We start from the raw sequence: 14,596 nt of genomic DNA, 5'->3' as shown, positions 1-14,596 counted from the left end.
ATCCGGTAAGCCAACCGTTTACCGTTAGGAAACTTTCCTTTACATTTGGACTATCCCCCCATGTAAAGGAGCCACTTCAATGCGAAGGACTCTCACGTTAGTCGCCGTGGCGGTGATCACCATCGCCACGGCGGTGTTCAACACCTCTCCCGCGTTCGCCCACGGTTATGTGAACTCGCCGCCCAGCAGGCAGGCGTTCTGCGCCCAGGGCAAGGTGCCCGACTGCGGCCAGATCATGTACGAGCCGCAGAGCGTGGAGGGCCCGAAGGGCCTGCGGAGCTGCAACGCCAATCTTGGACAGTTCGCTCAGCTCAGCGACGAGAGCAAGCCGTGGCCGGCCACCTCGGTGGGCAACTCGGTGACCTTCACCTGGACGTTCACCGCCAGGCACGCCACGCTCAACTACGAGTACTACATCGGCGGCACCCGGGTCGCGGTCTTCAACGGCAACGGCCAGCAACCGCCGTCGACGATCTCCCACACCGTCAACCTCTCCGGCTACTCCGGCCGCCAGAAGGTGCTGGCGATCTGGAACATCTCCGACACCTCCAACGCCTTTTACTCCTGCATCGACCTGCAGATCGGCGGCGGCGGCCAGCCGACCCCCACCCCCACCCCGACCGTGACCCCCACGCCCACCCCGACCCCGACGCCGACCACGACGGCCTCGGGCACCTGGAAGGCCGGCACGGCCTACACCACGGGCAGCACGGTCACCTACAACGGCGTCTCCTACCGGTGCCTGCAGCCCCACACGGCCATCGCGGGCTGGGAGCCGCCGAACGTCCCGGCGCTCTGGCAGCGGATCTGAGGGTCTGGACAGGCCGATGACCAAGCTTCGTGACGCCGCGCTGTCGCTGTTCCGCATCGTGGTGGGCCTGCTGTTCGCCTGCCACGGGGCCGCCACTCTGTTCGGCGTACTCGGCGGCCCGTACGGCGGAACGACCCCGTCCGTAGGCCAATGGCCCGACTGGTGGGCGGGGGTGATCGAGCTCGGCGCGGGCGGCCTCGTCCTCATCGGGCTCGCCACCCGCGTCGCCGCCCTGCTCTGCTCGGGCACGATGGCCTACGCCTACTTCACCGTCCACCTGCCCAAGGGTCTGTTCCCGTTGCAGAACGGGGGCGAGACCGCGGCCATGTTCTCGTGGTCGTTCCTGATGCTGGCGCTGCTCGGCAGCGGCGCGTGGTCGCTGGACAAGCTCGTGTCCCGCTTCACCCACCGCGGCGAGAACGCCACCGTGCACCAGATGTAGGCCGAGGGGGTGCCGGGCGACCGGCATCCCCTCAGGCGGCCGGCTTGCAGGTGGGATGGCAGAGCCTGCGGGCCAGCGCGCCGAGGAAGACGTCGATGATCTCCCCGGGCTCCTGCGCCTCGTGCAGCGAGCCGTTGGTGGCCGCCGCGATCTGCGACAGGCTGCCGCGGTCCACGTCCTTGCCGAACGCGATGATGACGATCTGGACGGGCTTGTCCGGGTCCCACTCCTTCCGCAGGGCGTCGAGCAGCCGCGGGAGCTTGACCCCCTTGCCGTCGTCCTTGCCGGCGGTGATCACCAGCAGCGTGTTGTTCATGTCGTCGCGGTAGTCGCCGCTCATCCTGCGGAACCCGGCCAGCATCGCGTCGTAGAGCGAGCTGTCCAGGTCGGGGTGCGGGGCGATCGTGCTGGTCAGCTCGTCGAGGACGCTGCGCCGCAGCACCTGGCCCGACTCCGGCTCGCTGATCGGGCCGAGGCTGACCCGCTGCCGGTAGCTGCGGAGGTTCCCCACCTTGTCGGCGAACTCCCACATGCCCATGTGCGTGGAGTTCGGGAAGAGCTGCAGCCCGATCTTGGCCGCGGCCAGCGCGATGCGCACCTTCGTGCTGCCGTTCAGCGGCTCGGCCATGTGCTTGGAGGTGTCGGCCAGCACGAGGATGTTGGTCGGCGGCGCCAGCCTGCTCCAGGCGCGCAGCGCCTCGTCGATGTCCTGCTGCGACACCGACGGCCTGGTCTTCGGCGCCTCCGACGGGAGCTGCGACCCGGTCAGGAGCGGCCCCAGCCGGCCGTCGCCCGACCTGAACCCGGCCCGCCGGACGATCTCCTGGGCCTGGCCGCCCTTCAGCCAGTCGGCGAAGGCGGTGGACGCCTCCGCGACGTCGGGATCGGCCGCCGTGACGACGTAGGGATAGTCGAGGTCGATCGTGCCCTCGCGCGGGTGCAGCGCGACGACCGGGTCGGGCGAGGGCACCCGGTTGTGGTTCCACACCGACTGCTCAGGGACGATGACCACCGGCCGCTGCCAGAACCCGCGGTCGTCCACGGCGTCCAGCATGCTGCGGTAGTCGGGCGCCGACCCGGCCTGCGCCCAGCGGACGAACGCCGTCAGCGCCTTGTCGGCGGCCGGCCCGGTGCCCACGACGTCCCTGGCCGCGGCCACGGTCGCGATCCCCGCGCCCACCAGCGACGGGTCGGGCACCCGTACCACGTCGGGCTCGCCCGAGCTGGGCGTCAGCCGCCCGCGCACGGTCGGCGGGAAGACCATCCGCCAGTTCATCTCGGTCCCGCCGACCGAGAAACGCCGGGCCAGCGACGAGCGGGTGGCGAACACCAGCGGCGAGGTGGCCACCACGGTCTCCCCCGCGGGCAGCGAGCTCGCGCCCTGGCTGCGGGCCAGCCTGATCCAGGCCGAGGAGTCGGCGATCCAGCCGTCCGGACGTTCGCGCAGCACGCCGGCCCGGTCGCCGATCAGCGTGCGCAGCACGGTGGCCGACGGCTGCTCGGTCACCTGGACCAGCACGCACCGCCCGCCGACCGACGCCCTGGTCTCGTTGAAGCGCCCGGCGGCCTCCATGACCGCCGGCGCCACGTCCACGGCGGCGGCCACGCTGACCAGAACAGGATCTCGTGACACGCACAGGGCGGGACCGCCGCCGAGCACCACGTACAGGCCGCCGGCGGCGACGGCCACGGCGGCGAGGCCGGCCAGCATGCCCCGTTGGAGCGCCTTCCTGCGTCGCTGCACGGGAGGCAGCGCGGCACGGTGTCGACCCAACCGCACGATGAACCTCTCTCCAGTGGAGTGATGATTCTTCCAGTGCCTCCCATACCGGGCGCAACCCTTGTTAGAACTTGTTACAACTATGCCATCGGCAAGATTCTTCTCACGCTCTGGCACACCCCGTCGCTCGCCTGCGCGGCGGCCAGCCGTTCGGCCGTGGGGGTGCCGTACTCGGTGGTGCGCTGGCGTACCGGCCTGCCGGTGACCTCGACCATCTCGCGCAGCTCGCTGATCGTCTTGTACGAGCCGTTCTCCGAGCCCGCCATCCGGCTGATCGTCTCCTCCATGAGGGTGCCGCCGAGGTCGTTCACGCCGCCCCGGAGCACCTGGCGGCACAGGTCGTCCTGGAGCTTGACCCAGGAGCACTGGATGTTGGAGATCGCGCCGTGCAGCAGGATCCTGGCCAGGGCGTGCACCGCGCGGTTCTCCTGGGCGGTGGGGCCGGGCCGGGCGATGCCGGCCAGGTAGATCGGGGCGCTGGTGTGCACGAACGGCAGCAGCACGAACTCCGAGAACCCGCCGGTCTGCTCCTGCAGCCGCCTGATCAGCTTGATGTGCCTGACCCAGTGCAGGTGGTGGTCCACGTGGCCGTACATCATCGTGGACGTCGTCGGGATGCCGACCTCGTGGGCCGTGGTGATGACCTCGATCCACTCCTTGGCCGGCAGCTTGCCCTTGGTCAGCACCCAGCGCACGTCGTCGTCGAGGATCTCGGCCGCCGTGCCGGGCAGCGAGTCCACCCCGGCCTCCTTGGCCGCCTCCAGCCAGTCGCGTACGGACAGGTTCGTCCGGGAGGCTCCGTTGATGACCTCCATCGGGGAGAACGCGTGCACGTGCATGCCGGGCGTCCTGGCCTTGACCGCCCTGGCGATGTCGAAGTACGCGGTTCCCGGCAGGTCGGGATGGATGCCGCCCTGCATGCACACCTCGGTCGCGCCCGCCGCCCACGCCTCCTCGGCCCGGTCGGCCACCTGGTCCAGGCTCAGCGTGTACGCGTCGGCGTCGGTCCTGCGCTGGGCGAAGGCGCAGAAGCGGCAGCCGGTGTAGCAGACGTTGGTGAAGTTGATGTTCCGGTTGACGACGTAGGTGACCTCGTCGCCGACGGCCTGCGCGCGCAGCGCGTCGGCGATGGCCGCCAGCTCGTCCAGCGCCTCACCCTCCGCGCCCAGCAGCGCGACGGCCTCGGCGTCGGTCAGCCCGGCGGGGTCGGCCTCGGCCCGCCGGAGCGCCTGCCGCACGTCGCTCGGCGTCGAGGCGGCGATCGGGCCGAGGCGTTCGCGCAGGGCCGTCCAGTCGCCGTAGACGTGGTCGAAGTCGTCGCGCCGGTCGGTCGCCCGGCCGGTGGTGTCCACCTCGACGTGCAGGTCCACCCGGCCGGCGGCGGTGAACCCGCCGTCCGGCTCCTGCCAGGGACGGCCCTGCGGCACGGCGTCCTCGCGGGCGAGCCCGGTGTCGGGGTCGGCCAGGGCCTCGACGTGCGCGAACAGCCGCGGGTCCAGCCAGGGCTCGCCGGCCCGCACGTACTCGGGGTAGATCGTCAGGCGTTCCCGCAGGTCGAAGCCGGATTCGGCGGTACGCGCCGCCAGGTCGTCGATCTGCGGCCAGGGGCGTTCGGGGTTCACGTGGTCGGGGGTCAGGGGCGAGACGCCGCCCCAGTCGTCGATGCCGGCGCGGATCATGAGCGCGTACTCGGAGTCGACCAGGTTGGGCGGGGCCTGGAGGCGTACGCGGGGGCCGAGGACCAGGCGCGCGACGGCGATCGTGGCCGCGAGCTCGTGCAGGTCGGCGTCCGGCAGGCCGCGCATGGCCGTGTCCGGCTTGGCGCGGAAGTTCTGGACGATGACCTCCTGGATGCCGCCGTACTCGCGGGCCACCTTCCGGACGGCGAAGATCGACTCGGCCCGGTCCTCGACGGTCTCGCCGATGCCGATGAGGATCCCGGTCGTGAACGGCACGTTGCTGCGGCCGGCGTCCTCCAGCACGCGCAGCCGTACCGCCGGGTCCTTGTCGGGGGAGCCGTAGTGCGGCTGCCCCTTCTCCTCGAACAGCCGCCGCGAGGTGGTCTCCAGCATCATGCCCATCGACGGCGCGACCGGCTTGAGCCGCTGCAGGTCACGCCAGCTCAGCACACCGGGGTTGAGGTGCGGCAGCAGCCCGGTCTCCTCCAGCACCAGGATGGCCATGGCTCGCACGTAGGACAACGTGTCGTCATAGCCGTGCGCGTCCAGCCACTCGCGGGCCTGGTGCCAGCGGTCCTCCGGCCGGTCCCCCAGCGTGAACAGCGCCTCCTTGCAGCCCATCGCCGCGCCCTGCCGGGCGATCTCCAGCACCTCGTCCGGGCTCAGGAAGGCCGACTCCAGCTTGTGCGGCGCGGTCGCGAACGTGCAGTAGCCGCAACGGTCCCGGCACAACCTGGTCAGCGGGATGAACACCTTCCTGCTGTAGGTGATCACCCCTTCCCTGCCGGCGGCCTTCAGCCCGGCGTCGCGCACGCGGGAGGCGTGGTCGAGCAGCGCGTCGAGCTGCTCGCCGCGCGCGTGCAGCAGCACGACGGCCTCGGTGAGGTCGAGCGCCTTGCCGTCACGGGCACGGGCGAGGGCACGGCGAAGCGCGGAATCACTGACAAGACTCATAGAGGCACAGTACGCACCCCTGAGTTCGTGACGCGCACTCAGGGCGGGATGTCAGAAGGACCGGTAGTCGCGCGCGGCCATCCGCGGCCCGCGCGCGGGCGGGCGCAGACCGCTGAGCCAGACGAGCACCGTCGCCCGGTGCCGATGCCCCCGGTACGGCTCCAGCAGCCGCATCATCCCCTGATCGTCGGTCTTCTCCCCGGTCAGCGCGTAGCCGACCAGCTTGGCCAGGTGGAAGTCCCCCACGCTCACCGCGTCGGCGTCGCCGAAGACCCGCTGGCGCACCTCGGCCGACGTCCAGACGCCGATGCCGGGCAGGGCCCGCAGCAGCCGGTCGAGCTCGTCCGTGGTGGCCGCGGCCTCCAGCTTGGCGGCGTGCCAGGCGGCGTTGGCGATCGTCCGGGCCCGGACGGCCTCCGCGCCCGCCCGGTGCCAGTGCCAGCTCGGGATCTGCCGCCACACGACCGGCTCGGGCGGCACCCGCATGCCGTCGGGGGCGGGGCCGGGGGCGGGCTCGCCGTAGTGGCGCAGCAGGTAGCGCCAGGCCCGCCATGCCTCCCGGCCGACGACCTTCTGCTCCAGCACCGCGGGCACCAGCGCCTCCATGACCCGCCCGGTACGCCCGATGCGCAGCCCCGCGTGCTTGCGCGCCACGTCCGCCAGCACGTCGTGCCGGACGCGGAAGCCGGAGACGTCGTCGAGCGCGCCGAGCAGGGCGGGCAGGGTCTCCAGCGACCATCCGGCGCCCGGCCCCCACGCCTGGGCCCGCACGGCCGCGGCCGTCACGGTCACCCGCAGCGTGCTCGGGCCGTCGGGGGTGCGGCAGGCGCGCCAGATCGAGCCGTCGGAGGTGCGGCGCCAGGCGGGATCGCCGGTGCCGCGCCGGTGGGGGCCGAGGGCCAGCTCCACGTCGAGCGGCCCGTCGGGCTCCCACCTGCGTTCCATCACATGTCCAGTCTGCCGCGCGGCGGCGGGTGGTCGCTCACCCGCGCGGCCCCGGCGGGCGGGTCAGACGTCGCTGGAGTAGCGGACCGCGCGCTCGGGCAGCTCGACGCCCGGCCAGACGCGCACCCCGCCCTGCAGCTCGTTGCCCGGCCCGACCACCGCGCCGTCGCCGATCACCGCGTCGCGCACGACCGTGCCGGCGCAGATCCGGGCGCCCTTGCCCACGACCGAGTCGCTCACCGTGGCGCCCGCCTCGACGACGCTGTCGTCGCACAACACCGAGCCCACCACGGACGCGCCCGCCTCGACGACGGCCCGCGCGCCGACGGCGGTGCCGCCCTGGACCTTGGCCTCGGCCGAGATCTTCGCCCCGGCGAGGGCGAGGTGCTCGCCCTGCGGGCCGGGCAGGGCCGGCGAGTCGAGCCGCCCGAGCACCAGGTCGCGCGAGCCCTTCACGAACGCGGCCGGCGTGCCCACGTCGAGCCAGTACGTGCGGTCGGCGTAGCCCAGCACCAGCTCGCCGGAGTCGATGAGCCCGGGGAACGTCTCGCGCTCCACGGAGACGACCTCGCCGCGCGGGATCGAGTCGATCACCGAGCGGGTGAAGACGTAGCAGCCGGCGTTGATGCGGTTGGTGACCGGGTTGGGGGTCTTCTCCAGGAACGCGGTCACCCGTCCGGACTCGTCGGTCGGCACGCAGCCGAACCGCGTCGGGTCGTCCACCTCCGTCAGGTGGAGCGTCACGGCGGCGCCGCGCTCGCAGTGGGTGCGCACCTGGTCGCCGATGTCGTGGCCGGACAGGATGTCGCCGTTGAGGATGAGCACCGGGTCGGAGGGCCCGCCGGTGAGCGCCTCGGCGGCGTTGCGGATGGCCCCGCCGGTGCCGAGCGGCGTCTCCTCGGTCATGTATTCGAGCGAGAGCCCGAGTGCCGACCCGTCACCGAAGGCCGGCTCGAACATCGCCGCCTTGTACGAGGTCGCGAACACGATCCGGCGCACGCCGAAGGACCGGGCACGGGCGAGTTGGTGGGCCAGGAACGGCACTCCGGCGGTCGGCAGCAGCGGCTTGGGCGTGCCCAGTGTCAGCGGACGCAGGCGTGTGCCCTGCCCCCCGACCAGGAGGATCGCCTCGAGGTCTGGCAAAGAGCTCTCCATCACTCCGTGAGAGTAGCGAACTATTCGATTGCGCGTTGATAGGAGTTGAGATGGGCCTCCGCCGAGGCCTCCCAGGTGAATTCGCGAGCCCGCGCCCGCCCGGCCTCCTGCAACTGCCGCCGCCGATCGGCGGAGGCGAGCAGCTCGCCCAGGGCGTCGGCGATGCTGTCGGCGTCCGGCTCAGTGTAGGCGACGGCGTCGCCGCCCACCTCGGGCAGCGAGGTGCGATGGCTGGTGAGGACGGCCGCGCCGCAGGCCATGGCCTCCAGCACCGGCATGCCGAAGCCCTCGCCCCGGGAGGGGAACGCCACGACGAGCGCACCGCCCAGGAACCCCGGCAGATCGGGCGCGCGCAGGTATCCCGGCCTGATCACCCGGACGGTGGCCTCGACCTCGCGGCAGGCGGCGTCGACGTCGTCCTCGTGCACGCCGCCGCCGAGCACCAGCGCGGGCGGCGTCTCCAGCCGCTTGACGGCGGCGGCGAAGCCGCGGATCAGGTTGGGCACGTTCTTGCGGGGGTCGAGGTTGCCGAGGAAGGCCACGTACGGCTGGCCGCGCAGCCCGCACCTGATGGCCGCCCGGCGCACCTCGTCCTCGCTCGGCGGGTGGAACTGGGCGAGGTCGACGCCGTGGTAGGCGACGTCGATGCGGGTGGGGTCGGCCGACAACACGCGGACCAGCTCGTCCCTGGTGGCCTTCGACGGCACGATGACGCGCTGCGCGTGCCGGACGGCGGTGCGCGTGGCCGAGCGGAAGAACGCGGCCCTGGCCGGGCTGTGCTGCTCGGGCTCGGTGAACCAGGTCACGTCGTGCACCGTCACGACGGTCGGCAGGCCGGAGCGCAGCGGCATGGAGTAGTAGGGGGCGTGGATCACCTCGGCCCCCGTCTGGCGGGCGAGCAGCGGCACGCCGGTCTGCTCCCAGGCGAGCCGGGCGGCCCGGTTGGTGATGGCGACGGGGCCGGGGACGACACGGGCCGAAGGCGCCAGCCGCTGGTACCTTTCCGCTTCCGCACGCTGGCAGACCACGACCAGATCGGTCCCTGCCTGGTGGAGCGCGGCCACGAGCCCGTCCACGTACCGGATCAACGCACCACGGTCGGCGGGGACCGCGGCGGCATCGACGAGCACTCGAGGCATTACGTGGATCTTCTCCCCTCAAGATCGACGTGGGACCTGGCAAGTCCCCCCTCTTTGCTTCAGCTTATGACCACCCTCCCCCAAATCGTGGGCCAAATCACACCGAGTCGCGACGTGCGGCAATTCCCGCCATACCTGCGCAGATCAGGTCGCCGAGGATGATGACGATGCGGGAGCAGAGGGCCACCGCGATGGCCGCGCCGCTGTCGAGCACGGGGGCGAGCACCGCCACCATCGCCAGCTCGCGCACCCCCGCCCCGGCCGGCACGACGAAGGTCACGATGCCCAGGCACCACGACAGCGCGAAGGCTCCGACGGCGAACAGCAGGCCGCCCTGCGGCGCGACGAAGTAGAAGTGCACGCCGTAGGCCGTCCAGCCGGCCAGCGCCCAGCCGAGCGCGGTGAGCATGCCGCGGCGGGTGAGCGGGCGTTCCAGGGGCTCGCGCTTCAGCCTGCGCAGGCCGAAGCCGATCACGCCGTTGACGACCTTGGGCTCCAGCAGCACCAGCAGCAGCGGGATGAACAGCAGCACCCAGCCGAACCGGTGCCAGCCGAGCGTGACCAGCGTGACCAGCAGACCGCTGGCGATCTGGACGGGCATCATCAGGAAGAACGCCGCGGCGCTGCGCGGACGCGGCACGCCGAGGTCGCGGCCCATCTCCATCTGGGCGAGCACCGGCCAGACCGCGCCGGGGATGTACTTGCCGAGCTGGCCGACGAAGAACACCTTGGCGGCCGGCCGCAGCGGCAGCGGCGAGCCCAGGTCGGCCAGCAGCGTGCGCCAGGTGAGCATGGCCCCGAGCAGCGCGGCGACCACGGCGACGAGCGACCCGGCCAGCGCCGGCCACGACAGCCGGGCGAACCCGGCCACCACGGCGTCCCACTGCCTGGCCACCGCCCACGCGCCGAAGGCGAGCGCGACGGCGAGGAAGCCGAAGCGCAGCAGCCGGCGCGGCAGCGACCGCTTGGGGATCGCGCTCGCGCCGGTCTCGTCCACGAGGCTCACAGCGGCAGGACCCGCTCGGGCGGCTGCGGCAGCGCCGGCCCCGCGGGCCTGCGCGGGGTCTTGGTGGCCACCCACAGGTACGTCGGCACGACGGGCAGCAGCAGCCGCAGCACCTCGCGCGGCGCGCGGGCCAGCACGGCCTTGACCAGCCGGCCCGGCAGGCCGGGGAACAGCTCCGACCCGGCGAACCTGGTCGGCGTGGCCAGCACCGGGAACGTGTAGTCCCAGACGTGGAAGGCACGCAACATCCGGCGCAGCCCCCGCCGGGTCCTGAACCGCTCGTAGTAGTGGTCGGCCCGGCCGAAGGCGCGCACGTAACGGTCGGCCAGCGCGGGCGGCAGGTACGACAGGAACGGCAGCTTGTAGTGGGGCTCGACGACCCCGAGCCGGTTGCCGAGCCCGAGGTAGAGCACCCCGGTGTCGGACAGCACGCGGTGCATCTCGGCCACCACGGCGTCGGGGTCGACCACGTGCTCGTAGATGTGGTTGAACACCAGCACGTCGATCGACCCGTCGGGGAAGGGCAGCGCCGTGCCGTCGCCGCAGACGAACGCCACCCGCTCGCCGAACCGGTCGGCGGCCTTGCGCAGCCCCGGCACGTCGATGTCGATGCCCAGCGTGTGCTTGGCCCCGGCCTGGGCCAGCTCGTCGGCGATGAACCCGGCCGAGCAGCCGACGTCGCCCACGGTCAGCCCGCCGAGCGGCCCCTGGAAGTGCTCCAGCACGGCGATGATCTTCGCGGCCTTGCGGCGGCGTTTGTCCTCGTCGAGCATGGCCGACTGGAATTCGGAGTACTCGAGCTGCGCGACCCGTTGCTTGCCCACGTCGCCCAACAGTACCCGCGCCGCGGGCCTCGGCAGGCTGACCTGGCCCACATGCTGGCCCTCCCCCGGGCTCCCGCGTAGCCTGGGCTGATGTTGCGCCGCCTGCTGCGCGTCCTGCTCGCGCTGGTCGCCCTCGCCTTCCTCGGCTACGGCCTGGCGCGGAACTGGCACGACACCACGCAGGCCCTCTCCAGGCTGTCGCCGTGGGCGGTGCTCGGGGCGTTCGGCGCGGTCCTGGCCGGGCAGGTCTGCATGCTGGCGGCCTGGCGGCAGATCATGGCGGGGCTCGGCACGCGGCTGCCGCTGCGGGTGGCCGGACGGATCATGTTCGTGGGCCAGCTCGGCAAGTACATCCCGGGCGCGGTGTGGGCGTACGCGGCCATGATGGACCTCGGGCGCGACCACGGGAGCCCGCCGCGGCGCACGTTCGCCACGATCTCGCTCGGGCTGGTGGTCAACCTGGGCGTCGGCATCTCGATCGCCGCCGCCACGCTGAGCTCGCACGAGGCCGTCCGGCGGGCCTGGTACGTGGTGCTGCTGGTGCCGGTGATCATCGTGTGCCTGCATCCCAGGGTGCTCACCTGGGGGCTCAACCTGGCGCTCCGCATCGCCCGCAAGGAGCCGCTGGAGAGCGTGCTGCCCGGCCGCACGGTCGTCGTCACGGTGGCCTGGACCGCGCTCGGCTGGTTCGTCTACGGCCTGCACACCTGGCTGCTGTCCGGCCGCCCCGACCTCTACCTGGTGGCGACCGGCGCGTACGCGTTCGCCTGGTGCACCGGCATCCTGGCCTTCGTGGTGCCCGCCGGGGTGGGCGTGCGGGAGGGCGCGCTCGTGCTGGTGCTCGGGCCGGTCATCGGCACCGCTCCGGCCATCGCGGTGGCGATCGTGTCGCGGCTGGCGTTCACGCTGGCCGACGCGGTCGCCGCGGGGGCGGCGTTCCTGCTGGGCCGTCAGAGGGCGAGCAGCGCGCCCGCGTACGCGGCCCAGAACGGCTCGGGATCGACCGCCTTGACCCCCGACCGCAACCTCTCCGGCTCGCCCGAGGCGTAGAAGCGCTCGATCGCCGCGCGTAGCGCCCCGGCGTCGCCCGGCTCGACCAGCAGGCCGTCGACGCCGTCGGTCACGTGGTCGGCCAGCGCGCCCACCCGGGTGGCGATCACCGGCACGCCGTGCTCGTGGCCGAGCCAGACGTTCTGGCTGGCGGTGGCGCTGCGGTACGGCAGCACCAGCGCGTCGGCCGCGGCGAACAGCTTCGGCACGTCGGCGGCCGGGACGTACCCGGGCCGCAGCTCCACCCTGTCGGCCAGGCCCAGCTCGTCGATCAGCGCCTTCGTCTCGTCGAGGCCGCCCCAGAACTCGCCCGCCACGGTCAGCGAGATGCCCTCGGGCAACGCCCGCAGCAGCAGGTCGAGCCCCTTGTACGGGCGTACCATGCCGAAGAACAACAACCGCCGGCGCACCCCGCCGGCCTTCTCGGCCGACGTGGACGGCAGGTGCGGCGGCAGCCCCGCCACCCCGACCGGCCTGCCCGGCGCGAGCCCCCTGGCCAGCTCGGCCTGCTGCTCGGAGTGGGCCAGCACGCCGTCGACCCGCCGCAGCAGCGCCCTCATCAGCGGCTGGTCGTACGGCTTGCGCTCGTGCGGCAGCACGTTGTGGCAGAGCGCGACCGTCCGGGCCTTACCCCCGATCCCGGACAGGATCCCCAGGTACGGAGGAACCTGGACGGAGCTCAGCACCGCCAGCACCACCAGGTCGGCCGTGCGCAACCGGCGTCCCGCCGCGTACCACCCGTCGGGCCGCCGCCAGTCGAGCCGCCGCGCGGTCCGCGGGTACGGCGTGCCCTCGGGCTCGGAGATCGTCTGCTGCCCGGGGTAGAGGAAGGACGGGTACTGGGCCCGCCACGACTCGATCACCACGTCGTGGCCCTGGCCCGCCAGCCGGTGCGCCAGCTCGGTGGTGTGCTGCGCCCCGCCCCCCTTGTACGGATGGGTCGGGCCGACGATCGCGATGCGCACGCGCTATTCCCCCCGCGACCGCACGATCAGGTCGGCCAGCAGCGCCACCGAGCCGATCAGCAGGCCCGACAGGAAGATCATGACGGTGTTCGCCGGGAAGTAGAACGGCTGCCGGATCATGTCCCAGACGCCCTTCACGAGCCCGATCGCCACCAGCCAGAGCGCGGGCGGCATGAGCACCTTGAGCGGGTTGAAGTACATGATCATCCGCAGCACCTGCAGGATGTAGCGGTAGGCGTCGGAGACGAAGCTGAACTTCGACTTGCCGGCCCGCTTGGCGTACTCGATGGGCAGGTAGTAGACGTCGTGCTGGTTGGACAGGAACGACAGCGTGATCGTCGTGACGCAGGAGAACCCGGGCGGCAGCAGCCGCAGGTAGGGGCGGGCCACCGACTTGCGGAAGGCGCGCAGCCCCGAGTTGAGGTCGGGGATCTTCTGCCCGGCGAGCTTCTCGGCCACCTTGCGGATCACCCACTTGGCCGGCACCCGCAGGATCTTGTGCGACCCCTCCTCGGTGGTGCGCGCGCCGACGACCTGGTCGACCGTCTGGTCCTTCTCCAGGATCTGGACCAGCTCGGGGATGCGCTCGTTGGGGTAGGTCATGTCGGCGTCGGTCCAGACGACGATCTCGCCCCTGGCCTCCTGCGTGCCGATGCGGCGCACGGTGCCCGAGCCGCCGTTGCGGTGGAAGGCGCGGATGCGCAGGTGGGGGTATTCGGGCGCGGCCTCTTCGAGCCGGGCCAGGGTCTGGTCGGTCGAGCAGTCGTCGACGGCGACCAGCTCGTAGGTGTAGCCGCTGGAGTCCATCGCCCGCGTGATGCGCTCGACCTCGTCGATGACGTGGTCCTGCTCGTTGTAGCAGGGCAGGACGATCGTGACGTACGGCGCTTCTTCCACGGCAGGTCCACTCTTGGGGGTCTCAAGCGTGCTCACGGGGGTCGAGGGTACTCTGCCCCGCTGGAAGCCGAGTCCACATCGACGGGCTTTACGCTCACTTGATCAGCTGTGACCATCCTACGCCGGGCATCCTGAGCATCTCCTGACCCACCGCCCTGGCCCTGGCGGGGTCGTCGAAGCGCACGTACAGCACCTCGGAGATGTCGTCGAGCTTCTTGGGCCATTCCTCGCCCTGGTAGAGCCGGGCCAGCCGCAGGCCGAACGGTTTGTCCTGGAGGAACACCTCGGTGACGCCGTCCAGCTCGCGCAGCCGGGCCACGACGGCGTCGCGCTGCGCCGCGGTCGCCGGAATCCGGCATTTGCCGGCAGTCCCCCACTGCCTGCACATCGTGACGCTCAGGTCCGCCTTGCCCCGCCAGAAGTCGGGAATCCGGGGCAGGAGCAGGACGCCCTTCTCCTCGGCCAGCCCTCGCCGGACGGCGTCGTAGTCGGCCGGGCCGCGAACCCCGCCCTCGATCTGTGGGACCCAGCTTCCGGCGCGGAGCCCCGTCAGCCCCTCGGTGATGATCATCTGCTGGGCCCAGCGCCGCTCGACCTCGTCGGCGGGCACCAGCGTGGGCGCGACCGCCTCGGGGATCCGCCGGACCAGCGCCAGCACCCGCTCGGCGGTGCCCTGCGGGCAGCCCTGGGTGCCCTCGGTGCACAGCGAGACGGTGAAGCCGTCCACGACGGGCAGCGCGCCGACGGGCGGCGGCGAGGGCAGGAGCGAGCGCAGGTGCAGGTACCAGCCGCCCCCGCCGAGCGCCGCCACCAGCAGGACGGCCGCCACGATCATCGCCGCCGTCCGCTGGTGTGCCCTGATCCAGGGCCGTAACCACGGCTCCCGGTCGTCGCCGAACGACAGCTCGTCGGTGTCAGACATGTCCAGAACTATCGCAATACGCCCTGA

The 14,596-nt window shown here is 72.1% G+C and carries 13 protein-coding genes; 3 read left to right on the top strand and 10 right to left on the bottom strand.

Features of this window, described 5'->3' with window-relative positions:
- Positions 1-79: 79 nt before the first annotated feature.
- Positions 80-811 (top strand): lytic polysaccharide monooxygenase, encoded by a 732-nt coding sequence (locus tag ACWEJ6_RS03155; protein ID WP_452420861.1) that lies wholly within the window; start codon positions 80-82, stop codon positions 809-811.
- A 16-nt stretch (positions 812-827) separates the two neighbouring features.
- Positions 828-1,253 (top strand): DoxX family protein, encoded by a 426-nt coding sequence (locus ACWEJ6_RS03150; RefSeq protein ID WP_358282726.1) that lies wholly within the window; start codon positions 828-830, stop codon positions 1,251-1,253.
- A 31-nt stretch (positions 1,254-1,284) separates the two neighbouring features.
- Here the strand turns inward: ACWEJ6_RS03150 and ACWEJ6_RS03145 are convergent, their stop codons facing one another.
- From ACWEJ6_RS03145 to ACWEJ6_RS03115, 7 genes are all read right to left on the bottom strand, one after another.
- Positions 1,285-2,997: a substrate-binding and VWA domain-containing protein gene (locus tag ACWEJ6_RS03145; protein ID WP_452420859.1), complete on the bottom strand. Its 1,713-nt coding sequence runs from the start codon at positions 2,995-2,997 to the stop codon at positions 1,285-1,287.
- A 116-nt stretch (positions 2,998-3,113) separates the two neighbouring features.
- On the bottom strand, positions 3,114-5,666 hold the full coding sequence (locus tag ACWEJ6_RS03140; RefSeq protein ID WP_452420857.1) for a bifunctional FO biosynthesis protein CofGH: 2,553 nt from the start codon (positions 5,664-5,666) through the stop codon (positions 3,114-3,116).
- A 51-nt stretch (positions 5,667-5,717) separates the two neighbouring features.
- The gene (locus tag ACWEJ6_RS03135; protein ID WP_358282624.1) at positions 5,718-6,611 is read right to left on the bottom strand and encodes a DNA-3-methyladenine glycosylase family protein; all 894 of its coding nucleotides are present in this window, start codon (positions 6,609-6,611) and stop codon (positions 5,718-5,720) included.
- Between the two features lie 63 nt (positions 6,612-6,674).
- Positions 6,675-7,754, bottom strand: a complete 1,080-nt coding sequence (locus ACWEJ6_RS03130; RefSeq protein WP_449922201.1) for a mannose-1-phosphate guanylyltransferase — start codon at positions 7,752-7,754, stop codon at positions 6,675-6,677.
- A gap of 32 nt (positions 7,755-7,786) precedes the next feature.
- Positions 7,787-8,905: a glycosyltransferase family 4 protein gene (locus ACWEJ6_RS03125; protein ID WP_358282620.1), complete on the bottom strand. Its 1,119-nt coding sequence runs from the start codon at positions 8,903-8,905 to the stop codon at positions 7,787-7,789.
- 97 nt (positions 8,906-9,002) lie between these two features.
- A complete protein-coding gene (locus ACWEJ6_RS03120) occupies positions 9,003-9,911 on the bottom strand; it encodes a lysylphosphatidylglycerol synthase domain-containing protein (protein ID WP_352349216.1) in 909 nt (302 codons plus the stop codon).
- A complete protein-coding gene (locus ACWEJ6_RS03115; RefSeq protein WP_358282616.1) occupies positions 9,908-10,735 on the bottom strand; it encodes a class I SAM-dependent methyltransferase in 828 nt (275 codons plus the stop codon). Before ACWEJ6_RS03115 ends, ACWEJ6_RS03120 begins: the two co-directional genes overlap by 4 nt.
- Before the next feature lie 90 nt (positions 10,736-10,825).
- On the opposite strand from ACWEJ6_RS03115, the gene ACWEJ6_RS03110 reads away from it, so the two are divergent.
- Positions 10,826-11,785, top strand: a complete 960-nt coding sequence (locus ACWEJ6_RS03110; protein WP_387668838.1) for a lysylphosphatidylglycerol synthase transmembrane domain-containing protein — start codon at positions 10,826-10,828, stop codon at positions 11,783-11,785.
- Here the strand turns inward: ACWEJ6_RS03110 and ACWEJ6_RS03105 are convergent.
- The 3 genes from ACWEJ6_RS03105 to ACWEJ6_RS03095 are packed head-to-tail and all read right to left on the bottom strand — an operon-like array spanning position 11,686 to position 14,569.
- Positions 11,686-12,750, bottom strand: a complete 1,065-nt coding sequence (locus ACWEJ6_RS03105; protein ID WP_452420853.1) for a glycosyltransferase family 4 protein — start codon at positions 12,748-12,750, stop codon at positions 11,686-11,688. The two genes, ACWEJ6_RS03110 and ACWEJ6_RS03105, sit on opposite strands and share 100 nt — an antisense overlap.
- A gap of 3 nt (positions 12,751-12,753) precedes the next feature.
- Positions 12,754-13,683 carry a glycosyltransferase family 2 protein gene (locus ACWEJ6_RS03100; protein WP_358282610.1) on the bottom strand — a complete coding sequence of 310 codons (930 nt, stop codon included), beginning with the start codon at positions 13,681-13,683 and terminating at the stop codon, positions 12,754-12,756.
- 58 nt (positions 13,684-13,741) lie between these two features.
- Positions 13,742-14,569 (bottom strand): hypothetical protein, encoded by an 828-nt coding sequence (locus ACWEJ6_RS03095; protein ID WP_452420851.1) that lies wholly within the window; start codon positions 14,567-14,569, stop codon positions 13,742-13,744.
- Positions 14,570-14,596: the final 27 nt, after the last annotated feature.

This window comes from Nonomuraea sp. NPDC004702 (assembly GCF_053601695.1).
Note: the sequence above shows the minus strand (reverse complement) of the source record. Positions and strands in the feature narration are given on the sequence as shown.

Bases quoted from the DNA above. Each gene is read 5' to 3' on its own strand.
- ACWEJ6_RS03110 (WP_387668838.1), top strand. From the start codon at position 10,826: ATGTTGCGCCGCCTGCTGCGCGTCCTGCTCGCGCTGGTCGCCCTCGCC.
- ACWEJ6_RS03095 (WP_452420851.1), bottom strand. From the start codon at position 14,569: ATGTCTGACACCGACGAGCTGTCGTTCGGCGACGACCGGGAGCCGTGG.
- ACWEJ6_RS03125 (WP_358282620.1), bottom strand. From the start codon at position 8,905: ATGCCTCGAGTGCTCGTCGATGCCGCCGCGGTCCCCGCCGACCGTGGT.
- ACWEJ6_RS03150 (WP_358282726.1), top strand. From the start codon at position 828: ATGACCAAGCTTCGTGACGCCGCGCTGTCGCTGTTCCGCATCGTGGTG.
- ACWEJ6_RS03135 (WP_358282624.1), bottom strand. From the start codon at position 6,611: ATGGAACGCAGGTGGGAGCCCGACGGGCCGCTCGACGTGGAGCTGGCC.
- ACWEJ6_RS03140 (WP_452420857.1), bottom strand. From the start codon at position 5,666: ATGAGTCTTGTCAGTGATTCCGCGCTTCGCCGTGCCCTCGCCCGTGCC.
- ACWEJ6_RS03155 (WP_452420861.1), top strand. From the start codon at position 80: ATGCGAAGGACTCTCACGTTAGTCGCCGTGGCGGTGATCACCATCGCC.